Annotated in this window: 22 protein-coding genes; 14 read left to right on the top strand and 8 right to left on the bottom strand. The window is 34.8% G+C overall.

The features are described from left to right. The first annotated feature begins 61 nt into the window (after positions 1-61). The 7 genes from FGF67_RS01385 (at position 62) to FGF67_RS01415 (ending at position 6967) form a co-directional block, all read left to right on the top strand. Positions 62-889: a tetratricopeptide repeat protein gene (locus tag FGF67_RS01385; RefSeq protein WP_139694661.1), complete on the top strand. Its 828-nt coding sequence runs from the start codon at positions 62-64 to the stop codon at positions 887-889. Between the two features lie 39 nt (positions 890-928). Further along, entirely contained in the window at positions 929-2704 is a 1776-nt protein-coding gene (locus FGF67_RS01390; protein ID WP_139694733.1) for a BatD family protein, read from the top strand. A gap of 1 nt (position 2705) precedes the next feature. Further along, on the top strand, positions 2706-3464 hold the full coding sequence (locus tag FGF67_RS01395; RefSeq protein ID WP_139694662.1) for an SH3 domain-containing protein: 759 nt from the start codon (positions 2706-2708) through the stop codon (positions 3462-3464). 56 nt (positions 3465-3520) lie between these two features. Next, positions 3521-3823 carry a hypothetical protein gene (locus FGF67_RS01400; protein WP_233243978.1) on the top strand — a complete coding sequence of 101 codons (303 nt, stop codon included), beginning with the start codon at positions 3521-3523 and terminating at the stop codon, positions 3821-3823. 82 nt (positions 3824-3905) lie between these two features. Further along, positions 3906-5498: a SulP family inorganic anion transporter gene (locus FGF67_RS01405; RefSeq protein WP_139694663.1), complete on the top strand. Its 1593-nt coding sequence runs from the start codon at positions 3906-3908 to the stop codon at positions 5496-5498. A gap of 5 nt (positions 5499-5503) precedes the next feature. Further along, entirely contained in the window at positions 5504-6319 is an 816-nt protein-coding gene (locus tag FGF67_RS01410; protein WP_139694664.1) for a universal stress protein, read from the top strand. 18 nt (positions 6320-6337) lie between these two features. Beyond that, positions 6338-6967 (top strand): carbonic anhydrase family protein, encoded by a 630-nt coding sequence (locus tag FGF67_RS01415; protein WP_139694665.1) that lies wholly within the window; start codon positions 6338-6340, stop codon positions 6965-6967. An 81-nt stretch (positions 6968-7048) separates the two neighbouring features. Here the strand turns inward: FGF67_RS01415 and FGF67_RS01420 are convergent, their stop codons facing one another. Genes FGF67_RS01420 through FGF67_RS01450 form a run of 7 tightly spaced genes read right to left on the bottom strand, consistent with a single transcriptional unit; the run spans position 7049 to position 15957 of the window. Continuing rightward, on the bottom strand, positions 7049-9913 hold the full coding sequence (locus FGF67_RS01420) for a DUF5060 domain-containing protein (RefSeq protein WP_139694666.1): 2865 nt from the start codon (positions 9911-9913) through the stop codon (positions 7049-7051). 37 nt (positions 9914-9950) lie between these two features. Then, positions 9951-10976 (bottom strand): Gfo/Idh/MocA family protein, encoded by a 1026-nt coding sequence (locus FGF67_RS01425; RefSeq protein ID WP_139694667.1) that lies wholly within the window; start codon positions 10974-10976, stop codon positions 9951-9953. After that, positions 10966-12228, bottom strand: a complete 1263-nt coding sequence (locus tag FGF67_RS01430; RefSeq protein ID WP_139694668.1) for an MFS transporter — start codon at positions 12226-12228, stop codon at positions 10966-10968. The genes FGF67_RS01425 and FGF67_RS01430 overlap by 11 nt, the downstream gene beginning before the upstream one ends. A gap of 6 nt (positions 12229-12234) precedes the next feature. Continuing rightward, complete coding sequence (locus tag FGF67_RS01435) at positions 12235-13635, bottom strand: four-carbon acid sugar kinase family protein (RefSeq protein ID WP_139694669.1); 1401 nt, start codon at positions 13633-13635, stop codon at positions 12235-12237. Continuing rightward, positions 13635-14270, bottom strand: a complete 636-nt coding sequence (locus FGF67_RS01440; RefSeq protein ID WP_139694670.1) for a cyclase family protein — start codon at positions 14268-14270, stop codon at positions 13635-13637. Before FGF67_RS01440 ends, FGF67_RS01435 begins: the two co-directional genes overlap by 1 nt. Before the next feature lie 6 nt (positions 14271-14276). After that, on the bottom strand, positions 14277-15323 hold the full coding sequence (locus tag FGF67_RS01445) for a tartrate dehydrogenase (protein WP_139694671.1): 1047 nt from the start codon (positions 15321-15323) through the stop codon (positions 14277-14279). 10 nt (positions 15324-15333) lie between these two features. Further along, a complete protein-coding gene (locus FGF67_RS01450; RefSeq protein WP_139694672.1) occupies positions 15334-15957 on the bottom strand; it encodes a GntR family transcriptional regulator in 624 nt (207 codons plus the stop codon). Positions 15958-16272: 315 nt separating this feature from the next. Here FGF67_RS01450 and FGF67_RS01455 point away from each other — a divergent pair, with 315 nt between their 5' ends. Next, complete coding sequence (locus tag FGF67_RS01455) at positions 16273-17838, top strand: sulfatase family protein (protein WP_139694673.1); 1566 nt, start codon at positions 16273-16275, stop codon at positions 17836-17838. Between the two features lie 83 nt (positions 17839-17921). Here FGF67_RS01455 and FGF67_RS01460 read toward each other — a convergent pair whose 3' ends face one another. After that, positions 17922-18518 (bottom strand): hypothetical protein, encoded by a 597-nt coding sequence (locus tag FGF67_RS01460; RefSeq protein ID WP_139694674.1) that lies wholly within the window; start codon positions 18516-18518, stop codon positions 17922-17924. A gap of 322 nt (positions 18519-18840) precedes the next feature. Here FGF67_RS01460 and FGF67_RS01465 point away from each other — a divergent pair, with 322 nt between their 5' ends. The 6 genes from FGF67_RS01465 (at position 18841) to FGF67_RS01490 (ending at position 24297) form a co-directional block, all read left to right on the top strand. Beyond that, positions 18841-19293, top strand: coding sequence for a hypothetical protein (locus tag FGF67_RS01465; protein WP_139694675.1), 453 nt, complete (start codon positions 18841-18843; stop codon positions 19291-19293). A gap of 11 nt (positions 19294-19304) precedes the next feature. Then, complete coding sequence (locus tag FGF67_RS01470) at positions 19305-20918, top strand: hypothetical protein (RefSeq protein WP_139694676.1); 1614 nt, start codon at positions 19305-19307, stop codon at positions 20916-20918. A gap of 83 nt (positions 20919-21001) precedes the next feature. Next, complete coding sequence (locus tag FGF67_RS01475) at positions 21002-21859, top strand: YicC/YloC family endoribonuclease (protein ID WP_139694677.1); 858 nt, start codon at positions 21002-21004, stop codon at positions 21857-21859. Between the two features lie 30 nt (positions 21860-21889). Next, on the top strand, positions 21890-22462 hold the full coding sequence (gene gmk / locus FGF67_RS01480) for a guanylate kinase (RefSeq protein WP_139694735.1): 573 nt from the start codon (positions 21890-21892) through the stop codon (positions 22460-22462). 6 nt (positions 22463-22468) lie between these two features. After that, positions 22469-23047, top strand: a complete 579-nt coding sequence (gene nadD, locus FGF67_RS01485; protein WP_139694678.1) for a nicotinate (nicotinamide) nucleotide adenylyltransferase — start codon at positions 22469-22471, stop codon at positions 23045-23047. A gap of 509 nt (positions 23048-23556) precedes the next feature. After that, a complete protein-coding gene (locus FGF67_RS01490) occupies positions 23557-24297 on the top strand; it encodes a lysophospholipid acyltransferase family protein (RefSeq protein WP_139694679.1) in 741 nt (246 codons plus the stop codon). Positions 24298-24309: the final 12 nt, after the last annotated feature.

Below are 24309 nucleotides of genomic sequence, written 5' to 3' on the forward strand. Positions count from 1 at the left end.
GGTTTTATATTTTAGAAAGAGTGAAAAAACCGTCTGATGTATAAAATTAGGACAGAATATTATGAAACACATTGTAACATACATTATCATATTTACCACATTATTTTCTTGGGCGCAGCAAGATAATAAAGCCCAATTATTGGCTATGAAAAAGGCTAATAATTATGTTTATGAAGGTAATGAGAAGTTGAGTTCAGAAGATATTGTTTCGGCCGAAATGGCATATAGAAAGGCTATTTCAGAACAGCCAACATCGGTAGCAGGGGTCTATAATTTAGCCAATGCCTATATTAAAAACGGAAATTTTGAAGAGGCTTTATACCGATTAGAACAGGCTGTAAAGTCGGCAACTACCAAAGAAGAAAAACATAAAGCCTTTCATAACATAGGCAATGTATTGATGCAAAGCGAGCAATGTAAAGAAGCCGTTGAAGCTTATAAAAATGCCTTACGAAACAATCCGTCTGATGACGAAACACGCTATAATTTAGCCGTGGCCAAAGCCTGTGCTGAAGAACAAAAGCAGCAAGATGATCAAAATCAAGATCAGGATAATCAAGACGAGAATAAGGATAACGAAGATCAAAAAGATCAGGAAGATAATCAAGATCAGGAAGGCGATAACAAAGACGACCAAAATGATCAGGGCGATGAAGATAAAAAGGATAGCGACAAAGAAAAGGATGATGAAGGCAAACCTGAAGATGATAAAAAAGATGAGGGGAAAGACAAAGAAGATAAGCAGCCACAGCCACAGCCAGGGCAATTATCACCACAGCAAATTAAGAATTTGCTAGAGGCTATGAATAATCAAGAGCAGCAGGTACAGGAAAAAATAAATGCAGAGAAACAAAAAGGCGTAAAAGTTAAATCAGCTAAAGATTGGTAAACGTAGTTTGATATGCATCATCTGAATCGTGAAGAAAATATGAAACTCATAAGGCACCTATCCATAATTCTAATTCTTTTTGTAGCAAGTATAGCTTCGTCTCAAGAGGTAGAGTTTGTTGCAAAATTGAGTAAACATAAATTAGGAATCAATGAGCGTTTGCGTATTGATTTTATTATGAATCAAGATGGCGACAATTTTATTCCGCCAGATTTTTCAAATTTTATGGTGGTGGGTGGTCCTAATCAATCCGTGAGTAATTCTTGGATTAATGGGGTTAGAACCTATAAAAAAACCTATAGCTATTTTTTAGCACCTAAGAAAAGAGGTGTATTTACCATCTCGCAGGCCAAAATAGTTATTGATGGCACTACCTATAAAACGGTTCCCCAAAAAGTAGAAGTTACCGCCGCTGTTGAAATTCCTAAAGACCCTAATGATCCTAACTATCTAGCATCAGAGAATATTCATTTGGTTGCCGAGGTGTCAAAAACCAATCCATATCTTAATGAAGCTATTACAGTGGTATACAAGTTATATGTGTCTCCCAAAATAGCGGTAGATAATTGGAATGAAATTGATACACCGCGGTATAATGATTTTTGGAGTCAGAATATCAATACGCAAGACCAGCGGGTGCAAAATGGTGCATACAATGGTGAAGATTATCGTTTCTTGGTATTGCGAAAAACAGTGTTATATCCGCAGAAAACGGGTAAGCTTGACTTAGAGCCTTTAAGTTTAGACATTGCCCTGAGAGTACCTACAAATCGCCGAGATATTTTTGGAAGTGTTTTGATGACGCGTGTTAACAGGAGGGTATCGGCTGGAAATAAAACCATTACTGTAAAACCGCTACCAGAAACAGGAAAACCGCTTGATTTTACTGGGGCTGTTGGAAGTTTTGATTTGGATGTCACAGCATCTAAAACAGTACTAGATGCCACCGAATCACTACAACTTAAACTTAAGGTATCGGGTAATGGAAACTTAAAGCTTTTTAAATTGCCAAAAGTGAGCTTACCAAGTTCTTTAGAGGTTTATGAGCCCGAACATGAAGAAAACGTAAAAACTAACCTATCAGGGATGCAGGGCAGTATTCAAGACAGCTATACGGTGGTACCGCAATACAAAGGGAAATATCCTATTCCTAGTATTTCATTTTCGTATTTTGATTTAAAAACCAAAAGCTATAAACGTTTGTCGTCTGATGAAATAGTAATTAATGTATTGAACGGACCTTCAAGTGTTTCAACCAATGACGACACAGCTGTTGTAGCAAATAACAAGCAGTCTGTGGTATTAAGCAGTGATCAATTTGCTTTTATAAAAACAAAGACCGAGTTTACTGCTATAAAACAAGTGTATTTCTTTAAATCGAAGGCATTTTGGAGCTTACTTTTATTGCCGTTTTTAGCCATACCTCTGGCTATTGTAGTTAGAAAGAAAAAGGCCATTCGCGACGCTGATGTAGCGGGAAACAAAGTACGTAGAGCTAATAAATTGGTGCGAAAATATTTGAGTAATGCTAAAAAATCATTAGGTCATAAAGAAGCTTTTTACATTGCTCTTGAAAAGGCGTTACATAATTATTTAAAAGCCAAATTGCATATTGAAAGCAGTGATTTGAGTAAAGAACGCATCACTGATTTACTTGAAGAAAAACAAGTAGAGGAAGGAGTGATAAAAGATTTTATTACACTCATTGAAAGTTGTGAATTAGCACGGTACACTCCTATTGATATTGTAACCATGCAAGAGGATTATGATAAGGCAGGAAAAACAATTTCATTAATTGACAAACAGGCACGTTAATATGAAAAAGCTCTTATACATACTATCTGTGTTATCTTGTTTACTAATACAGGCTCAAAACCAAGCTGTTTTTGAGAAGGCAAACACGTTTTACAATGAAGGTAAATATGCCGAAGCTATAGATAATTACCAATCTATTATTGAGAGTGGTGAGCATTCAGCAGCATTATATTTTAATTTAGCTAATGCTAATTATAAGCTTAACAATATCGGGCCCAGTATTTATTTTTATGAAAAAGCCTTACTACTTGAACCTAATGATGCTGAAATAAAAAATAATTTAGCCTTTGCTCAAAACATGACCATTGATGCTATTGATGTGGTTCCTGAAGCTGGATTAAAAAAAATAGTAAACACCCTAACGCATAAATTAACATTTGATACTTGGGCAAAAACCGCTGTGGCTCTAGTTTTTATGTTTGTTGTATTGTTTTTAGTGTATTACTTTGCCTATAGTACCTTACGAAAGCGTCTAACTTTTATAGGAAGTTTAGTGTTCTTAGCGTTAGTATTTATTACGTTGGCCTTTGCGTTTCACAAATATAATTTAGATAAGCGTGATAACCCCGCCATTGTGTTTGTGCAAGAAAGTAAAGTGAAGAGTGATCCTAATCCAAGAAGTGAAGAGGTTTTTAGGTTACACGAGGGCACAAAAGTTCAAGTGGTTGATACATACAATTATTGGCAAAAAATAAAATTGTCTGACGGTAAAACAGGTTGGGTTATTTCAGAAGATATTAAAATGTTAAAGGAATTCTAAAATTTGCATGTATTTTGTTAAAAAGTATATATTTACGACTTTGAAGTTTTAAATTCATGTCAAAAAATATAGTTTCTTTAACATTATCTATTTTGTTTTTGCTGTTTGTTACAGCACCTACAGTTATTTTGATGGTAGATGATTCTATTGACGTTTCTTCGTTTTATACCTGCTCCGAAGAAGAAGAAAAAGGGGGAGAAAAACATAAGGAAATTGATCCACTGGTTTTGGATCAAACAAACTCAGAACTTCCAATTCCGTTCGGTTTAGAAGAGTTTGAATTGTTTTATTTCTTTAAAAAATACCAAAAACCACACCTTAATCTTATTTCCCCACCACCCGATTATAACCTAGTATAATTTCGTTTTTCGTGTACCGTTCAAGTAATGGTTTTTTTAATACTTATGATGTATATATCATAAGACAAAACAGTATTATAGTATGTTTAAATATCTTAAGAATGACTTACCGTCAAGTATAGTCGTATTTTTTGTTGCCTTACCATTGTGTTTAGGAATAGCCCTAGCCAGTGGAGCCCCTTTGTTTTCAGGATTAATTGCTGGAATTGTTGGAGGTATTGTTGTGGGAAGTTTGAGTGGGTCAAGGCTTGGTGTAAGTGGCCCTGCTGCGGGTTTAGCAGCCATAGTCCTAGCGGCTATTGGCACACTAGGCAGTTACCAAAACTTTCTAGTAGCTGTGGTTTTAGCAGGTATTATTCAAATTATTTTTGGCGTTTTAAAAGCCGGTGTTATTGGGTATTACTTTCCGTCCTCAGTTATAAAAGGAATGTTAACAGGTATTGGAATTATTATAATTTTAAAACAAATACCTCATTTTTTTGGCTATGATTCAGAGCCAGAAGGTGCCGATAGTTTTATTGAAGCTTCAGGAGAAAATACGTTTTCTGCTATTTTACATGTATTTGATAATGTCATCATTGGTTCTCTCATAGTGGGGGTTGTAGGATTAGCTGTTATTTTAATATGGGATAATATTTTAGCAAAAAAAGCTAAAGTGTTTACAATCATTCAAGGGCCTTTGGTTGCCGTTGTAATAGGTATTGTTTTTTATAGTTTAACCAGTTCAAGTGAGGCTTTAAGCATCTCTCAATCGCATTTGGTAAGTGTACCAATTCCCGAAGATGCCACGTCTTTTTTTAAGCAATTTAGCTTTCCTAATTTTTCGGCTATTATGAATACAGATGTTTGGGTAGTTGCGTTTACCATTGCTCTTGTGGCGAGTTTAGAAACCTTATTGAGTGTGGAAGCAACAGATAAACTTGACCCCGAAAAGCACGTAACTCCAACTAACCGAGAATTATTGGCACAAGGTACCGGGAATATCATTTCAGGATTGATTGGAGGGTTGCCTATAACTCAGGTTATTGTTCGAAGTTCGGCTAATGTACAGTCTGGCGGTAAAACTAAAATGTCTGCTATTATACATGGTTTTCTTTTATTAATATCTGTTATTTTAATACCCCGTGTACTTAATAAAATTCCATTATCGGTTTTAGCAGCCGTTTTATTGGTTGTGGGGTACAAGCTTGCTAAACCCACCTTATTTAAGAAAATGTATAACATGGGATGGAAACAATTTGTTCCATTTATAGTCACTGTTGTAGGTATTGTATTTACTGATTTATTAGTGGGCATTAGTTTGGGGTTATTGGTTGGCATCATAGTTATTCTATTAAAAAGCTACCAAAACTCTCACTTCTTACATATTGAAGATAAGAGCAATGGCAAACACAAAATAAAAATGACTTTAGCTGAGGAGGTTACTTTTTTTAACAAGGGAGCTATCTTAAAAGAGCTGCATAATCTTCCAGAAAACACCTATTTAGAGTTGAACTTGTTAAAAACAAGATATTTAGATAATGATGTTATAGAAATTCTCGATGATTTTGCCTATATAGCAAAAGATAGACATATTGATATTCAATTGGTATCTAAGCGAGGTGTGGTTGAAAACCCAGAGAGTTTTGAAGAATTCTTTAGAACCAGACCAAAATCAAGTTTAAGTTTAAGCTAAAAATCATGAAGAAAAAACAATATAAAATTTTAGTGCTTTCGGATATGAAAGGAACTGAAGAGACCATCATGAGAAGTACAGTAAGTCTTGCTAAAATGATTCATGCTGAAATCGATTTTTTTCATGTAGAAAAGCCCACAGACATTGTTGGACAAGATAATCCGCTTTCAGCAAAAAGACTTATTAACAAATCTCATTTTGCTACTCGTAAAAAACTGAGTACCCTTATAAATTCTCTTTCTACATCTCACGATTTGGTTATTAACTATTCCTTTTCTGTAGGGCATATAAAAAGTGAAATGGCAAGGTTTATAGATCAAAGTAAACCAGATATTATTGTTTTAGGAAAAAGAAAATTTAAATGGTTTAAGTTTGTGGGTGACGATATAACAAGCTTTATCATGAAAAAACATCGTGGAGCTATAATGATAGCCGCAAACAATAATGTTATAGAACATGATAAGGCCTTATCATTAGGAGTGTTAAATGAAGATACAAATCGTTTGAATTTAGAGTTTGCGCAGCACTTAATGAATTACACACAAGAACCTTTAAGTTCTTTTCAAATAGTAGCAGGAGCTTCTGCAATGCAAAACACGCTTAGTTTCCATGGTAAAAAAGCCATAAATTATGTGTTTCAGGAAAATGACGGGGCTATTGACAATCTTGCTAAATACCTATCTAAAAAGAATGTTAATCTGTTATGTGTGAATAGAAAAAGATATCATTCAAAATCTTTAATTTCAGATGTAAAACACTTGGTAAACAAATTAAATGTTTCATTGCTAATTACAGGAGAAGAAAGGTTAGCAATACAATAAATAAAAATAAATAGAATTATGAAGGCACATACAAAAGAAACACAAGCCACAATGACTCCAGAAAAGGCATTAGCATTTTTAAAGGAAGGCAACTTCAGATTTCAAAGAAATTTAAAAGCCAATAGAAATTTATTAGAACAAGTTAATGATACGAGTGACGGTCAATTTCCTTTTGCTACTATTTTAAGTTGTATTGATTCTAGAGTGTCTGCTGAACTTGTGTTTGACCAAGGTTTAGGCGATATTTTTAGCGTAAGAATAGCAGGTAATTTTGTGAATGAAGATATTTTAGGGAGCATGGAGTTTGCTTGTAAACTAGCAGGGACTAAATTGATAGTTGTTTTAGGGCATACAAGCTGTGGGGCTATAAAAGGCGCTTGTGATGATGCTAAATTAGGAAACCTAACCAAAATGTTAGAAAAAATTACCCCGGCCGTACAGCAAACAGAGCAGCCTGAAGATACTAGTTTACGCAATTCAAAAAATATAGATTTTGTGAATGATGTAGCCAAAAAGAATGTTGAACTTACCATTGCAAGAATAAGGAAGGAAAGCCCCGTATTAGCCGAAATGGAAGAGCAAGGTGCTATTAAAATTGTTGGTGGTATGTATGACATAAACTCTGGAGCTGTAGATTTTTACGAATAAATAGCAATACAGATTCAAAAAAATAAAGCCGAAGAACTGAAGTCCTTCGGCTTTTTTAGTTAGCTTAGTTAGACAATAAGCTTATTCAGGAATAACATTTTTATCTTGAGTTAATAGCCATTTATCTAATTCAAAACCATCTTCGCGCATTGAAAATGAGATGATATGTTCGCCTGGAGTTTCAAAGTTCAGTGTAATAGTTTGCGGATATCCGCAATGGTTTTTAGGAACACGCTGTGCTGAAGACCAAGTCCATGCATGCTTACCTTTACAAAGCTGAATACGTTGTCCGCTTTCTGGCCATGTGCCATCAACACCCACATGCAACCCATTATCCTCAGGGCCGCTAGAGTATGCTCTTACCCATACATAATATTGCCCAGGTGTATTAATTTTTACTTTATAGGAAACTAGACCTCCTGTACCTGGAACGGGAAAGAAGTTTTCACCTTGAATTAAAGGATCCTTATGAGTCACTCTTGTATCAGGCAATGCTTTTATATAAGCGTTACCACTAGCCGAACTAGAGTGTTCTTTTGTGTTTTCAAAAGGAACGGAATTATCTTTTGATTGTAGGTACCACTTTCTAGGGCTTTCATTATTTGAATTAAAATGATAATCTTCAGCTTCAACTTCTAAAAATCCGTTTTGCTCCTCAAAAGGAGTCATATCTTTTAAGGCTTCTTTTAAAGTGTAGCTCACAGGATTTAGTATAATTGAACTCCAACGGCCTCTAGACCAAGCCGTTTCATGATCCTCTGGTATTTTACCATTGGTCATGGCTTTTGACGCTATTTCAAGTGTGTCATTTGTTTTTAGATAAATTTTACCTAATAAAAGACTGGTTGCTTTGAATCCGTATGGCGTTTGTGGATTAGAAACCGTTTTTAGCTTTTCCTTATTCACATAAACAGCATATTCAGATTCACCATCATTCTCCGCAATCGTATTTAAGGTTGCAGAATAATATCCTGTGTTACCCTTAAATATGGTAAATGCAGAAGCAAACTCATTTCTGTTTTCTGTTTTAGCAGCGTTGATTGCCAATGTACCTCTCTTGTTTTCTGTATAGTAATTGACTTTAGAGGTATTATCTATTTGAAAATCTTGCAAGGCGTTTAGCGTTGTTTTAGGACTTTCGTTGGCTTTCGATGATTTCTTAGATGTATTTTCCACTAATGCTACCCAGTCGTTTTCATTTGAAGGTGGGAACCCGATAGATATAGGTTTACCACCTTTTATGGTTTTTACTGTGCCATATACAAGATCACCCCCAGTTCGAGGATTGTACCATTTTATTGTGAATTTTGATTTTGAATCTGTGAGATCTAAAATAGTTTCTTCAACCTTTGGGATATAAATAGCGTAGACTTTTCTAGGATGAGCCAAAACATAATCATGTGTGTTTGCGGTTAAATCATCTGCCGTATGCATGGTTTCAAAAGGTAAATACCTCTTAAAAAAGTCTAAGGCATAATGTGTTTGATCCCATAAAATGTCGCGCGATCTCCAGTCTTCACAGTTTAAATCGTTGTGGGCAAACTTATAACCAAAATACCACTCCACGCCAGCACCTCCAGCCATTAAATTTCCCCATAACACCTGGGCTCTAATTTCATTATGTTCTGGGTCATCGGCATCAGGTTTTGCGCCTGTGTGTGCCGGACCTATTTCATCTTGAGTAATAACCCATTGCTTTCCAAACATCTTTGATTCGTTTATCCATTTTACTGAAATATCATGAACATCATGTGGATGGTGTGTTTGTAATGATGGACCATCTAAGTATTCATATCCTAAAAGAGGTGTTAAAAACAAATCTTGACCTTTAGTTGTTGCATGTGTATGAAGAGCAACATAATTTTGATAAGGATCATGTTGTTTGATGTAACGTGCCATAGCTTTTCTATCCTTGTCATTTTGAGCCTTAGGTGTCCAAACTTGCCAACCGTTTTCTTCGCCTAAATTCCAGGTAATACCTAAGTGATGCGCAAACCGGGCAATTAACTCACGGTAGTATAATTTACGTTGTACACGGGTTTCACCAATATCAAGTAACAGCTCGTTTTCGGTTTCTTGAGTTACTATATGAAGCATTAAACCTAAGTCATCCATATGATCAAAAACGATTTCCCATTGGTCTAGTTTACTACAATCAAAACGGTAGCGTTCATGTTCGCTCGTCCAAGGCCATACATCTTTGCCATCACCTTGAATATTCATAGTTAAGAAATAGACAGAATTCATTTTTTTTGACGCTAAATAGTTAAGAGCACCAATAATGTTTTTGCCCTTTCCATTTTGCCAGGTTGGGTTTCCTGTTTTCCAATCTTGAGCATGCGGTTCGTATTTATGCGACGCAGGTGTTTGATCAAATTCATAATAGCCAAGGAAACTTTCAGGGCTATCAGCACCACCTTTAATAAAAGATTCATGAGTATCGGCATGCTTTAAATAACGTTCTCCAACATATTGCAAACGTCCTTTGGTTCTAAAATCAGATCCCGTTGCATCAGCTTCTGTAATGGTAAATGTTCCCTGAACCCCATCAAAATCAACGGGTTCTCCAGCATTAATCTCATCGTTTACCGCTATATTTTCTCCTTTTCTAAAAGATACTTTATAGCTCCATTCACCAATGGCATCAGGCATAAACCTTACTTTCCAAACATTTCCTTTTGTAGCACTGGTTTCTGCAGCATTACCATCGGCAGCATAAAACCCAGGAATTACATAGGTTTTATTTTTATTACTGAAAATGACGTTAAGGCGATAGTTTAAAAACGGATTTATAGCGTCATTTTCACTTAAGTCTTTCCCTTGAAAGTTTAATGTTACCTTATGCCATTTTTTTAATGCGCCTTCAACAGACACATTTCTTTGCTGCGCGTTTAGAGCACCAAGTATCAGTAGAAAACATCCTGATAGTGTTAATAGTCTTTTCATTTGTATTTATTTGTGTTTTAGTTTAGTTGTCTAAGTGTTAAAGTGTTACAGGTGTGTTGTTTTTGGCTGATTCATAAACGGCCTCCTGAACTTTTAAAGTTTTTAAATAGTTATGTCCATCTGTTTCAAAAGGTTTCCCAGCTATAAGATTATCAATAAAGTTTCTTTGAAAGATGTAACAACAATCTCCTGCAAAGCCTATATCATTATGAACATATTTGTGTATTTGTTCTGGTTCGCCTAATTTTTGTAAGGTGATATTTCCGTCAGAATACAATCTTATAGAACCTTTTGAGCCATCAATTAGATACTCCCCAAAAGTGTATCTTGATTTTGAAAAATTATTTTCGTTGTAACGATTGGCATCCCAAATAGCATGTGATTTGTTTTGAAAATTAAGAATCATTAAGCCAGAGTCTTCTCCTTTTATCACAGGGTTAAGTCGTTTTAAAATGGCATATACGCTTTCAACTTCTCCGGCATGATATCTAAACGTATCAATAAAATGAACCCCCGTTTCATAAATAAGAAGCTTTTTGTAATCTCTAAAATAAGGTTGCCTTGATAAATAGGCATCGTCACCCCAGCCATCACCCATACGGCTTCTAAAATTTAAACTGAACAAATCACCAATAGCATCATTAGTAATCATTTTTTTTATTTCTCTGTGCCAGGGTTGAAATCTGAAGTTTTCATGCACCACAAAGCGTATGTTTTTCTTTGAAACGTAGTCTACAATTTTTTGTGATTCTTCAAAGTTAGGTGCCAAAGGTTTTTGACAAATAATATGGACACCGTGATCTGCAGCAAATTTGCACATTTCAAAATGCGTTTCGGGAGGTGTAATGATATCTACAAAGTCTGGCTTTTCTTTTAAAATCATCTCTTTGTAATCTGTATAATGCTGCTTTACATCATAAGATTCCATAATGCCTTTTGCGCGTTCTGCATTTGAATTACAAAGCGCTGTTATTTCAACTTCAGGAATACGGGTCCAGGCTTCATACTGGAAGCGACTAAAATAACCAGCCCCTATAGCAACACCTTTTAATTTACTTTTCATATTGTATTTCTTTTGAGGAATCCATAAATAACCAACATACAATGGCAACAGATCCTAAGCATGCCGCTACGAAAAAGAAGGGCTCACTAGAGCCTGTCCATTCTATAAGATATGGAAAAGCCAATGCTGTTGAAAATGACCCTAAATTACCTGCCATATTCATCATACCTGAAACCTTGCCAGAGTTTTCTTTACCAATATCCATACAGAAGGACCAGGACGGACTCAAAGTCATATCTGCTCCAAAAATGGCTATAGATAGGCATAATACGGCACCTAAAGCCGTGTCCATATAAAGGCTAGATAAAATGCCAATAACCACTAGAATAAAACCAAAAATGGCAGGAATTTGTCTAGATAATTTCCATTTTCCAGTTTTATAAATAGCATCAACAGTATAACCCGAAACCCAATTTCCTACGGCTCCAGCTAATAGGGGTAACATGGCATAAAAACCTGTGGTGACTAGGTTTAAATTATATTTTGATTTTATATATGGGAATAGCCAAGTTAACATAAAGAAGAAAATAAAATTGCTTCCTATGTATTGTATCATGGCTAAAATCACATTTTTTGAGCCAAGTATGGACTTCAATGGTAAGGGGTGTGTTTGTTCTTTTCGTTGTTGCCGATTGGCTACAATAAAGTCTTTTTCATCTTCAGAAATGCCTGGATGATCTTCAGGTTTATTTCTAAAAAGATAGAAGAATAAAACCGCACAAATAATACCGATACCTCCAAAAAAATAGAAAATAGATTTCCAACCCCAAGCATCAATTAAATAGGCCACTAAAGGCAGGGCAAATGCAGCGCCTAGTCTTGATCCTGAAAAATTAATGCCTTGAAATATACCACGTTCTTTCAGCGGCACCCATGAAAATGCCGCTCTTGAGATATTTGGAAAAGCTCCTGCTTCGGCACCACCAAAAATAAATCGGAATGAGAGCATAGAAATATAGTTCCATGCCGCTCCGGTTAAGGCTGTGAATATAGACCAAAGCACCATAATGGAAGTCATAACCTTGCGAACACCATACTTATCACCCATAGCGCCACCAGGCACTTGAAACAGCGCATAACCAAGTGCAAAGGCACTGAGTATCCAGCCCATTTGAATATCTGTAAGATTCAAATCGGCACTTATAGAATCTTTGGCTGATGAAATACAAACCCGGTCAATATAAAGCAACAGGGTAATTAAAAAGGAGCCAGCAAAGAAGGCATATCTTCTGGAAGGTGTTTTGTTAGACATAGGTGGTTAGTTTAGTTTTTTAGTTATGTTCAGTAAGGTGTTTTCGTTTCCAACGTTACCAGGAAATACAATGTATAGCAGGTTAGGAAATTTAGTTTCTGCACCCATTTCCCATACAGGAATTCCTGGTTCAATTTGTCCTAGTACTGTTGACTGTTTCATGCCAAGTCCCTTTATAGCGAGATCATTTGAGGTAATGCCTCCTTTAGCTAGCAGGTATTTTGGTCTGGTTTGCAGGTTTTTTACTAAGGTTACCAATGCATTTGATACTTTACCAGCTATGTTTATAGTGGTATTGGCATCACTTCCAGTGATGAGTTTTCTACTTGTAAAAACAATGATGTCTTTACCGTTTGAAATCAGTTTGTCAATGGTTGCAGATAGGTTGTTGAGGTAATTGGTTGCTGATGCTCCTAAAACCTTATTCACATCAACTTCAATAATGGTTTCTTCAGAAAAGTGTTTTAAAGCATTGTTAAGCTGTAACGACGATTTAGGGACATAAGATCCCACTATGGTAATGCCACCATGAGTATTTTCTTTGTCAATAATAGCTTCTGTGTTTAAAAGGCCTTGAGGCTTTAAACCTATGTATGAGGGAACAAAAGAACTTGAGGTTCTATAAATAATTGACTTTCCTTGCTGTTCGGCAAGTAAAAGAGCCTGTGTTACTTTATCTAAATCGTGGTAGTTTAAGGCGTTTATAATAGTGTAACTAGCTGAATGAATGTTTTTAATTTCTTCCACTAGTGCTTGCATATTTTGTGTTCTAATGCTTTCTAGTGATACGGTATAAACATCAGTAGCTTTTACATCACCTTGCGTTTTTTCTTCAATCCATTGTGGTAATACGGCATGCTTATAGCCAAAGGTATGGTCTTGTGAAAAAGGTGTTTCATTTACAGGTGTTAATGTATTCTCATGTTTTATGTAATGGGTGTCATTGACTGTAACCCGTCCACCTTCAAACATAACAGGAATTACAACGGTGATGGCATCCTGTAATAAAAGGGTATTTTTTAGAACGTTTACTTCAGAAAAATGCCCGCGTAGTGTAGAATCACTCCTACTTATTAGGGTAAAATCACGATTCGTAACTTTGGAGGCTTCTATTATATTGTTGGCAATTTGGGTATAAAGGGTGGTAGATTGTTTTTCTGTAAGACTTCTAGAATTGGTTAGCAAAAAGAAGGTGGGTGTACCTTTTTTAAATTCAGAGGATAGCGTGTTAACATCCCATGTGGTTAGTAAGGGAATGTTGTAAACAGTTTGATTTCCTGTGGGGTCATCATCAATAACAATGCAGGTTTTATTTAATGATGTGAATATCTTATAGTTTTCAAGTCTGTAATTTGAAGTATCTTCTTTAGGAAGTTGTTTTAGTATGTTTGAAAGTAATAGTTCCATTAATTTGTTTCAATAGCTATAACGCGTGCAGGTGATCCGTCACCACCACCAATTTTTAAAGGAAGAGCAATCAACTCCACACAATTTGATTGTAAACGGTCTAGGTTGGTAAGTCCTTCAATAATGACCACACCGCTTAATAAAATCTGATGAATTTTTGTAACCTCTTCAAGATTATTTACATCGGCTACAGAAGGTGGTTCTACACCAATCATTTTTACTTGTTGATCAATACACCAATGCGCTAATGCTTCTGAAATTCTGGGGAGTTCATCTCTATACTTGGGTGTATTTACATATTGAGACCATCCTGTTTGAAACAGTAAACTATCTCCAAATCTAAAATCCTTTTGAACCGTATCTGGAATATGATGTGGAAAAATTAACCCTTTTGAACCTACATGACGCACATCAATAACCCAGGCTTTTCCAACAAAATTAGAAACCTCAATTTCATCAATAGTTTGATTGTTTACATTAAAGTGAATAGGAGCATCCATGTGTGTACCACAATGCGAATAAAAGCTTAATGTGCTGGCATTCCATCCGTCTTTAGTAATAGTTTTACTGGTTTCTTTTGAGAAACCAGCAAAACTATTGGTGTAAGTCATGGTAAGATCAATAATTCGGCTCATGGTAGGTTATAAATTTTTAATCACGGCATCAGCCACATCTGATGTTTTTGCAGAACCGCCAAGATCAACCGTTAAAACGCCTTGGGTAGTGCTTTTGTCAATAGCATCCATAATATTTTGGGCCGCTTCTGTTTCACCTAAGTGCTCTAACATAATAGCAGCAGACCAAATTTGACCGTAAGGATTAGCAATGTTATTTCCAGCAATATCAGGAGCCGACCCATGAATAGGCTCAAACATAGATGGGTATTCTTTTTCAGGATTAATGTTTCCACTACCACCAAGACCTAAGCTTCCCATTATGGCACCCCCCAAATCACTCAAAATATCGCCAAATAGATTGGTAGTCAATACCACATCAAATATTTCGGGTTTTAAAACAAACATAGCAGTTGAATTATCAATGTACATTTGTTCATGTTCTATATCCGGGTATTGTTCGGCCACTTCCTTAATCACTCTATCCCAATAAGCTAAACTATTTATAAGGGTGTTAGATTTGGTGATGTGTGTTACTTTTTTTCTCCTTTTTCTAGCTAACTGAAAAGCATAATGTGCTACACGTTCAATCCCTTTTCTAGTAAACACACTGGTGTCTGTTCCCATGCCGTTAGGCTCATCGGGAAGGTATTGCCCGCCCATTTGAACAAATTCTCCTTCGGTATTTTCTCTAACAATTACAAAATCGATATGCTTTTCGGTACGCAAAGGTCTGGTAACTCCAGGATATGTTCTTACAGGTCTGTAATTTACATATTGGTTAAAAGAGGTTCTTACTTTAAAGGTGTAGTCTTTTGCAGGAAGTGTGTCATCAACGGCAGGTAATCCTACAGAACCAAAATAAACCGCATCAAAACCTTTTAGAGTTTCAAGACCATCATTTGGTAAAAACTGTCCGTTTTTTAAATAATAACCTGCTCCCCACTCAAACGTTTCTGATGTAATGGTAAAATCATGTTTTTTCGCTACGGCCTCTAAAACTCTGTAACCTTCAGGCACTATTTCGTTTCCTATACCATCACCTGGTACTACTGCGATGTTGTAATTTTTCACTTTTTTGTATTTAATGATTTAATAATAATATTCTTGATTTTTCAATATGTTCTCTGGCACATTTCTCGGCTTGATTAGCGTTACCGTGTTCAATGGCTTGAATGATTTTAATATGCTCATCAAGGGTTTCTTCAGGAGGTCTTAATAGTCCTCTGTTAATAACCTGTTCGTGAATATTTCCGAAGAAATAAATTTTGTCAAGAGGTGCGTTATCGGTAAGTTTTATAAGCAATGAATGAAATTGTTCATCGGCTTTGGCATAGTCATTAATATTAATGTTTGGTTGTCCTATAAAGGGAACAAAACATTGTTTTAATTGCTCTTTTTTTTGCTTGTTATTGGATTGTGCCAATAATCTGGCTGCCATACCTTCAAGCGCTTCCCTACAAATGTAGATGTCAAATATTTCCTTTTCACCAAAGGATTTTACATACATGCCACGACGTGGAATGCTTTCCACTAAAAACTCATTTTCGAGTGCTAAAAGGGCTTTCATAAGTGGCGTACGACTCACACCAAGTTGTTCCGCTATTTTCTCCTGAATGATTTTTTCACCAGGCTTAAGCTCCCCATTAATGATCATCTCCTTTACTTTGAGGTAGATAGGTTCATTAAGATTATGATATTCTATCATTGAATTCTATAATGAATTTTGTATACAAAAAACAAAAATAAATGTTTTTTGTAATTATGCAAGTTAAAAGGCATTGTTTTTTAGTAAGATAGGATGTTGAAAAGATGGCTTTGCCATTTAATTTCACATTGATAAACAATTGACGCTGTTTTTTGAACGCGCATTTTGGTGTATTTGGTTGGTATGTTTTAACCATATCCCATTGTTTTATGATAATATGTTACTTTAAAAATGAAGTAAAGCATAGAGCAAGTGCTTTTAAGTTCATATTTTTGAGGGTAACTTAAAAAGTATATTAAACTAAATAAATTGAACATGATTAGACTAAATCAAACATTCTTATTTGTACTGTTTGTATTTGCGAGTTTTAGCTGCAAAGAGAAAGCCAAAGAAGATCAGGTAACAGCGGTAGAAGAAACAAAACAACCGAATATCGTTATTATCTATACTGATGATCTTGGTTATGGCGATGTTGGTTTTAACGGCGCAACCGAAATTAAAACGCCAAATTTAGATAAGTTAGCAAATGGAGGTGTACGTTTTACCAATGGATACGCGTCTTCGGCAACATGCACGCCTAGTAGGTACGCTTTGTTAACTGGGATTTATCCTTGGCGCGAAAAAGATGCAAAAATTTTACCTGGAACGGCACCTCTAATTATTGGTACAGAACAAATTACCATCCCAAAAATGCTTAAAGAAAAGGGTTATTATACAGGAATAGTTGGTAAATGGCATCTTGGTTTAGGATCTGGTCATGTAGACTGGAATAAACATGTAAGTCCAGGTCCAAATGAGGTTGGGTTTGATTATTCGTATATAATGGCAGCTACTCAAGATAGGGTGCCTACCGTTTATATTGAAAATGGTGATGTTGTTGGGTTAGATCCTAATGATCCAATTGAAGTAGATTATAAAAATAATTTTGAAGGACAACCGACGGGTAAAGATAATCCTGAATTATTAAAAATGAAATGGCATCATGGGCATAATAATACCATAGTTAATGGCATTCCACGTATTGGGTACATGAAAGGTGGTGAAGCCGCAAAATGGAAAGATGAAGATATGGCTGACCACTTTTTAAAAGGCGCACAAGACTATGTGAAAAAACATAAAAACGAGCCGTTTTTCTTATATTATGCTATGCAACAACCACATGTGCCTAGAACACCTCACCCGAGATTTGTAGGCGCTTCAGGCATGGGACCAAGAGGAGATGCTGTAGTTGAAGCCGATTGGTGCATAGGTGAGTTTATAAAAACACTTGAAGTAGAGGGTGTTTTAGATAATACCTTAATCATATTTTCTAGTGATAACGGTCCTGTATTGAATGATGGGTATTACGATGATGCCGTTGAAAAATTAGGAAATCATACACCAGCTGGAGCCTTTAGAGGAGGAAAGTATAGCTTATTTGAAGCAGGTACTCGTGTGCCTTTCTTCACATATTGGAAAGGAAAAATTCAACCTAAAGTATCTAATGAGTTAGTTTGTCAAATGGATTTGTTGTCATCTTTGGCGCAATTAGTAGGTAGTGATGCCAGCACAAAAGACAGTGAAGCATTATTGGATGTATTCTTAGGGAATGAAGGGCATGGTAGAGATAATTTGGTGGTTGAAGCTGGATCAAGAACAGCCTATAAAGAGGGTGACTGGGTTATGATTCCTCCATATGACGGGAATCCTATTTTAAAGCAAGTAAATATTGAAGTAGGTAACTCTAAAGAGTATCAATTATATAACTTAAAAGAAGACATTGGGCAGCAAAATAATTTAGCAGAAACTAATAAAGACAAGTTACAAGCTATGATTACAAATTTTGAAGCTATACGTGGTAAAGATTATAATAAAAAAACGCAGAAAATTGAACTGAAGTAACGTAATGTAACAACAATAACCAAAAAAAGTGGGCCACCACAGCCCACTTTTACTAACTAAACTAAACTAAATAAGACATTAAACTAATTATTAATGAATTTTGTAAATGTTTTATCATTGGTGTTAACCACAATTTTGTAATTGGTATCACCCTTAAGTTGGAATACTTTTTCAAGAATTTTAGCATCCTTCACTTTTTCATTATGTACTAGTTCATAACCATTTTCATATTCACCATAGATTGCAATATCAACCGTTTCATGGTTTAAAGAAAGTTTGGTTAGAAACACAAGGTCATTTTCATGACGCACATAAGGTTTAAAGATGGTAGTTTCATCTTCCTTATTAAAGGTAACAGTGTTAGCTGTTACATGAAAAGGAATCGTGCTAATTTCTAAATCTTTATCAACCTCAAAGACATAATCACCATCTGGTAAAGATGTAAGATCAAATCCTTTTTTATAAAGACCATTAGTTTGAACCTGTTCTTTATATAGAACAACACCGCTGTTGTCAATGATTGAAATTTTATTACCTTGTTTTACATGTTCTAGTACTAAAGCTGTTTTTTTAGAATCTTCTTTAATTAACAGTTTAAGATCACTAGCGAATCCAAAAACGGTAGCGCACATAGTTACCATTAAGATTCCTTTTTTTGTGTTTGAGATTACGTTTTTCATAATTTAAAAATATTAACGTTCAACGGTACAAATATAGGTTGGGTTTAAAAGGTGCAAAACACTGATATTGACTAATATGTGTGCTAAATTAACTGTTAAATCTATGTAAACTTTACACAGGGATAATAGAGCATATAGTGAGGTTAATTGGGCATAGTTTTATATGTGTGCATAATAAAAAAAAAGTAGCAGTTAGAAAGCATGCTATGGAATAAATGCTCAGTAAGACGGATTAATATAAAAAAGGAAAGTGTTTTTTATGCTCTTCTTTTTTTGTATTACTAAATTGTTTTTAGGTATATTTAAAGTAAGATAAAAGTATATGTCTAGTAAAAAACAAATTTTAAAAACAAAAACAGAAAAAGGAATTCAAAGAACGCATAGTGTGCTTAGAGGGCTTATATTCTGTTTTTCAGCTATAGTAATTTACGATGCTTTTGTTTACAAATTTCCATTCTATTATATAAGTTTTTATATAGCAGGTATAATTGTAGGTAAAGTGTATAGTTTGTTTTTAAAGGTTCAGACTAATCAAAATACAGGGTTGTTTCAGTTTAATAGAACCATTTTTACAGTAGTACTTTTTATTGTATTAATCCTTTTAAGATTTGTTTTTGGAGGAATGATTTTGAAGGATTTGCAGGTTGAATATATTACAGATGCTCTTTACCTATTTTTCATCGGTATCTATCGATCAAAATTAAATGTAATTGTTAAGAAAGTGGAAGATGAATTTTTTAGTATGTTAAAAATTGAGAAGAAAGGAAAACTCTAATCTTATTACCTATGAAGATTAACATAAATCAAGGTGTGAAAAGAACAGGAATATTATTTTTTGTATTATTATTTGCAATACATTTTTACGCTCAAAACACAGAATCACCAACAAACAGTAATTATTTAATAAAATACGGCATTTCTCCAAAAGCACTAGATGCGGCTTTGAGTAGTACGCTTCAAGAAGGGTATTTTAAGCAAAACATTACAGTAACAAGAACGCATAACTTTAAAACAGAGCAAGCAAAATTTCAACTTATTTATGATCCAAGCTTTAAGGAAGGTATTGATATTCAGCTATTATATGATCCAGACTCTCTTGGGTATGTTCAGAGTAAGGAGTTGCTTAAATTTATGGAAACCATGCATTCATTTAGTAGGAAGTCAAAATCTAACTTATATGATGAGGCTTCACTTAAAATTAGAGAGGTGAATGCAGATACTGTAATATTAGCTTATAAATATGATCCTAAAAAGTTGGAGCCAGAACTCGCTTACGGGAAATATTTAGAGGGATTGATCTACATTTTCAATAAAACTCTGGTTAAAGTTGAACTAAAGAATACGAACAAAATAAAGATAAGGAAGGGAAAAGTATTACCTAATAAGTTTAAGCAGGAGGTGTATTATGAAAAAGACCCCACAGGAGGTTATGTGGTTTCAAAATATGAGCAACAATATAATGAGATAAAAAAGAGAAAAGAATACCTAGTTACTTTTAACGCACATTTGGTAGAATATCGAAATCTAGACGGAAAAAAACTGACATTAGAGACTACTCAATCAGATTTATTAGCTCATAATTCAAATACAGAAACTTTAATAGGTAGTCTTGGTGGAGCACTGCCCTTAATGGGGAAAAGTGCCAGAAAGCTTGGATACCATTTACCTCGCCCTATTGGTATTAGTGTTTTTAATCATAATCAATCACAAACCTTACAATTTACAGATTTAAGTATAGGGTTTAATAGCCCAGATCTTGTTTCAATAAAAGAGTTGTTTAATCTTCAAAAATCAACAGTAGACCAAACCACTCATATTACTATGGTTAAAGGTGATGTGTGGTTACTTCCTTTTTTAAATATTATGGGGCTAGTGGGTCACGGTGTAAATACCATTGACGGTTCTTTGTTTTTAAGTGATGAATTAAAAGAAACTCTTGTTAGGTTAGGTTATATTGTTGGTATTCCAGCTGATCAAATTCCAGATTATTTACCCATAAAGTCAGATCTTAGCTCGGTCACTTATGGAGCAGGTGTCACGTTGGCTGGGGGCACAGAAAAGATAAATATATCATTAAATTATCAAGTGGTTTTTTCATCTATATTAGAAGTTAATACCACAAAAGTAGCACATGTTTTCATGCCAATGGTTGGCTATATGACCTCTTTTGGAACCAATTTAATGATTGGAGCCCAAGGGCAGTATTACAATACGGTAACAGATGGCTATATAGGGTTGCCTGGAGATAATAGATTAGATTATGAAGTAGATTTTGAGCCAGTGCGCTACAATTTAATTCTAGGTGTTTATGTCCCCTTAACCCATCATTGGGATTTAGCTGTACAGTCTGGTTTTGGAGATAGAACTTCATTAACAGCAGTGCTTGGATATCGTTTTTAACAGCCATACCCTTTTCCTGAAGCATATCTGTTTTCTATCCTTATGGTTTTAGTTACCTTTGCATCATTTAATACACGCATCTTATGATATATTCAATGACAGGTTATGGAAAATCTGTTCTACAATTGCCCACTAAAAAGATAACTATTGAACTCAAATCTTTAAATAGTAAAAATTTAGATTTAAATGCAAGAATGCCTTCTATTTATAGAGAAAAAGAACTATCAATACGTAAAATTCTCGCCGATAAGTTGGTAAGGGGAAAAGTAGATTTTTCCATTTATGTTGAGGCTACTGCAGAAGATACGTCAACACAGATTAATACGCCCGTTGTAAAGCAATATATGGAACAGTTGAGAGCCATTATTAATGGTGATGATGTAGAATTACTTAAAATGGCTGTTAGATTTCCTGATGCGGTAAGTACGGTTCGAGAAGAGATTAATGAAGATGAATGGAAAGCCGTAGGTGAAGAAATTAACAATGCAGTAGATGACTTAATTTCTCATAGATTGAATGAGGGAACCGTATTGGAAGAAGATTTAAAAACACGAGTGGCTATCATTGGTAATATTCTAGAGCAAGTTATTGCTATGGATCCTGAACGCATTGAAGGAGTAAGAGAGCGTTTATTAAGAGGGGTTGAAGAGCTTAAAGAAAAGTATGATGAAAACCGATTTGAGCAAGAATTGGTTTATTACATTGAAAAATTTGACATTACAGAAGAAAAAGTACGTTTAAAAAATCATTTGAATTACTTTATGGAGTCTATAAATTCTGAAGATTCAAATGGAAAAAAATTGGGTTTTATAAGTCAAGAAATGGGAAGAGAAATTAATACCATTGGCTCAAAGAGCAATTATGCTCCTATGCAACAGTTGGTTGTTCAGATGAAAGATGAACTAGAGAAAATCAAGGAGCAGTTGTTAAACGTACTTTAATTAAAAAGAAACTTAGTGGAACAAGACAACATAAAGAAGGGAAAACTTATTGTATTTTCAGCACCATCAGGATCTGGAAAAACAACCATAGTAAGACACTTGTTAGGTATTAAAGATTTAAATCTTGAGTTTTCCATTTCGGCAACATCAAGGGCAAAAAGAGGAACTGAAGAACACGGCAAAGATTACTATTACTTATCGGCATCAGAGTTTAAAAATAAAATTAAGGCCAATGCGTTTTTAGAATGGGAAGAAGTATACCGTGATAATTTTTATGGGACTTTAAAAACAGAAGTAGAGCGTATTTGGGCTAAAGGAAAAAACGTTATTTTTGATATTGATGTGTCTGGTGGGTTAAGAATTAAGCGTAAATTTCCTAAAGAAACCTTGGCTGTTTTTGTGAAACCACCCAGTGTTGATGAATTGAAAATTAGGTTAAAAAAGCGCAAAACAGAGAGTGAGGATAAAATCAATATGCGCGTAGCAAAAGCTTCGGCAGAATTAGCTACAGCACCCTTGTTTGATACTATTATTATAAATGATACACTAGAGCATGCACTTGAAGAGGCGCATAAGCAGGTTAGTGAATTTATAAATTCCTAATACCAGATGAAAATTGGGCTGTATTTTGGGTCGTTTAACCCCATTCATATTGGACATTTAGTTATTGCTAACCATATTGTAGAATATAGTGATTTAGATCAGATTTGGTTTGTAGTAACACCTCATAATCCGTTTAAAAAGAAAAGTACCTTGCTTGATAATTACCAGCGGCTAGAAATGGTGTATCGGGCTACTAAAGATTATGTAAAGTTCAAACCAAGTGATATTGAGTTTCATTTATCACAACCCAACTACACAGTAAATACCTTAATACATCTCCATGAAAAGTATCCAAACCATGAATTTTCATTGATCATGGGTGAAGATAATTTGAAAAGTTTTCATAAATGGAAAAATTATGAGGTGATTCTTGAAAACCATCATGTTTACGTGTACCCAAGAATAACAGATATATCGATAGAAACACAGTTTGATGGTCATGAAAAAATTCATACCATTGATGCTCCAGTGATGCAATTGTCTTCCACATTTATAAGAAAGGCTATAAAGAGTGGCAAGAATGTACAGCCTATGTTACCTAAATCTGTTTGGGAATATATTGATGAAATGAATTTTTATCGATAAATCATCTCTAGTGAGTGTGGAAAAGTATGTTTTTGATTATTTAGCGTATACTCTATGGACTTGTAATAAAAAGTTGGACATTTTTATAAGACCTATACTACATTTTTAAATTGATAAAATTCTTGTCCCTTTTCTCTAAGAGCTTTGCGCAGTCTTTTAACCTCTAATGTGTTATCAGGTATTGGTTTTTCTAGTTTAGGGCATGTTATTGTATTGACGACCTTTCGTCATTTATAAATCCTTTGGGCCTATAAACCCAACTCGTTTGCTAATTCTTTTTATTCTCTCGCTGGTAACTTAACCGAACTACTTGCTTCTTTAATTCAGCACTGTAGTAGCTTTTTTCATGTCTCTAAGATGTATGTTTTTTAAAAAACAGTCTTAGATTTTATGTCTAAATAAAGGTAGCAACTCCTCCTAGGATTTCAATGCCATTAAACAACAAAATAACGGCTTTTTACTTGGTTTTTAACATAGAAACTCACGTTATAATAGTATTTTTGACCCCGATGAGCATAGTAAAGTATATATTCTGGATTTTATACCGTATTTGGTTTTATGTTTTGGTGGCTGTGCCAATTTTAGCCCTTTTTCCTATACTTCTTATTTCCATTTCAAGAGAATCTTGGTATCCTTTCTTTTTTAAGTTAGCTCGATTTTGGGCTAAGTTTATTTTAATAGGCATGGGGTTTACTTATCGTATTCAAAGGGAACAAATACCAGAACAAGGGAAGAGCTATATGTTTATTGCCAATCATACCTCTATGGCTGATATTATGCTAATGTTGGCTAGTGTAAAAAATCCTTTTGTTTTTGTTGGTAAGGCCGAGTTGGCAAAAATCCCCTTGTTTGGCTTTTTTTATAAACGTACCTGTATTTTGGTAGATAGAAGTTCTGCCAGGAGTAGGCAAGCGGTTTTTTTAAGAGCGCAACGCCGATTACAGTCGGGATTGAGTATATGTATTTTTCCTGAAGGCGGCGTACCTGATGAGCATATTGAATTAGATGAATTTAAGGATGGTGCGTTTAGGTTGGCTATTAATCATCAAATACCCATTGTTCCCTTAACTTTTGCCGATAGTAAAAAGCGATTTTCTTTTACGTTTTATAGTGGAGGTCCAGGCAAAATGCGTGTAAAAATGCATCGGTTTATTCCTACTTCGGGATTAAAAATTGATGCCACAACCCGTTTACGTGAACAAGCACGTGATATTATTTTAAAACAGCTTAGAGCCTTTCATAAAAAATAAAAACTGCTCTGG

It is taken from the genome of Allotamlana fucoidanivorans, from assembly GCF_006265225.1.
GTDB lineage: Bacteria > Bacteroidota > Bacteroidia > Flavobacteriales > Flavobacteriaceae > Allotamlana > Allotamlana fucoidanivorans.

Bases quoted from the DNA above. Each gene is read 5' to 3' on its own strand.
- FGF67_RS01385 (WP_139694661.1), top strand. From the start codon at position 62: ATGAAACACATTGTAACATACATTATCATATTTACCACATTATTTTCT.
- FGF67_RS01390 (WP_139694733.1), top strand. From the start codon at position 929: ATGAAACTCATAAGGCACCTATCCATAATTCTAATTCTTTTTGTAGCA.
- FGF67_RS01395 (WP_139694662.1), top strand. From the start codon at position 2,706: ATGAAAAAGCTCTTATACATACTATCTGTGTTATCTTGTTTACTAATA.
- FGF67_RS01400 (WP_233243978.1), top strand. From the start codon at position 3,521: ATGTCAAAAAATATAGTTTCTTTAACATTATCTATTTTGTTTTTGCTG.
- FGF67_RS01405 (WP_139694663.1), top strand. From the start codon at position 3,906: ATGTTTAAATATCTTAAGAATGACTTACCGTCAAGTATAGTCGTATTT.
- FGF67_RS01410 (WP_139694664.1), top strand. From the start codon at position 5,504: ATGAAGAAAAAACAATATAAAATTTTAGTGCTTTCGGATATGAAAGGA.
- FGF67_RS01415 (WP_139694665.1), top strand. From the start codon at position 6,338: ATGAAGGCACATACAAAAGAAACACAAGCCACAATGACTCCAGAAAAG.
- FGF67_RS01420 (WP_139694666.1), bottom strand. From the start codon at position 9,913: ATGAAAAGACTATTAACACTATCAGGATGTTTTCTACTGATACTTGGT.
- FGF67_RS01425 (WP_139694667.1), bottom strand. From the start codon at position 10,976: ATGAAAAGTAAATTAAAAGGTGTTGCTATAGGGGCTGGTTATTTTAGT.
- FGF67_RS01430 (WP_139694668.1), bottom strand. From the start codon at position 12,228: ATGTCTAACAAAACACCTTCCAGAAGATATGCCTTCTTTGCTGGCTCC.
- FGF67_RS01435 (WP_139694669.1), bottom strand. From the start codon at position 13,635: ATGGAACTATTACTTTCAAACATACTAAAACAACTTCCTAAAGAAGAT.
- FGF67_RS01440 (WP_139694670.1), bottom strand. From the start codon at position 14,270: ATGAGCCGAATTATTGATCTTACCATGACTTACACCAATAGTTTTGCT.
- FGF67_RS01450 (WP_139694672.1), bottom strand. From the start codon at position 15,957: ATGATAGAATATCATAATCTTAATGAACCTATCTACCTCAAAGTAAAG.
- FGF67_RS01455 (WP_139694673.1), top strand. From the start codon at position 16,273: ATGATTAGACTAAATCAAACATTCTTATTTGTACTGTTTGTATTTGCG.
- FGF67_RS01460 (WP_139694674.1), bottom strand. From the start codon at position 18,518: ATGAAAAACGTAATCTCAAACACAAAAAAAGGAATCTTAATGGTAACT.
- FGF67_RS01465 (WP_139694675.1), top strand. From the start codon at position 18,841: ATGTCTAGTAAAAAACAAATTTTAAAAACAAAAACAGAAAAAGGAATT.
- FGF67_RS01470 (WP_139694676.1), top strand. From the start codon at position 19,305: ATGAAGATTAACATAAATCAAGGTGTGAAAAGAACAGGAATATTATTT.
- FGF67_RS01475 (WP_139694677.1), top strand. From the start codon at position 21,002: ATGATATATTCAATGACAGGTTATGGAAAATCTGTTCTACAATTGCCC.
- nadD (WP_139694678.1), top strand. From the start codon at position 22,469: ATGAAAATTGGGCTGTATTTTGGGTCGTTTAACCCCATTCATATTGGA.
- FGF67_RS01490 (WP_139694679.1), top strand. From the start codon at position 23,557: ATGAGCATAGTAAAGTATATATTCTGGATTTTATACCGTATTTGGTTT.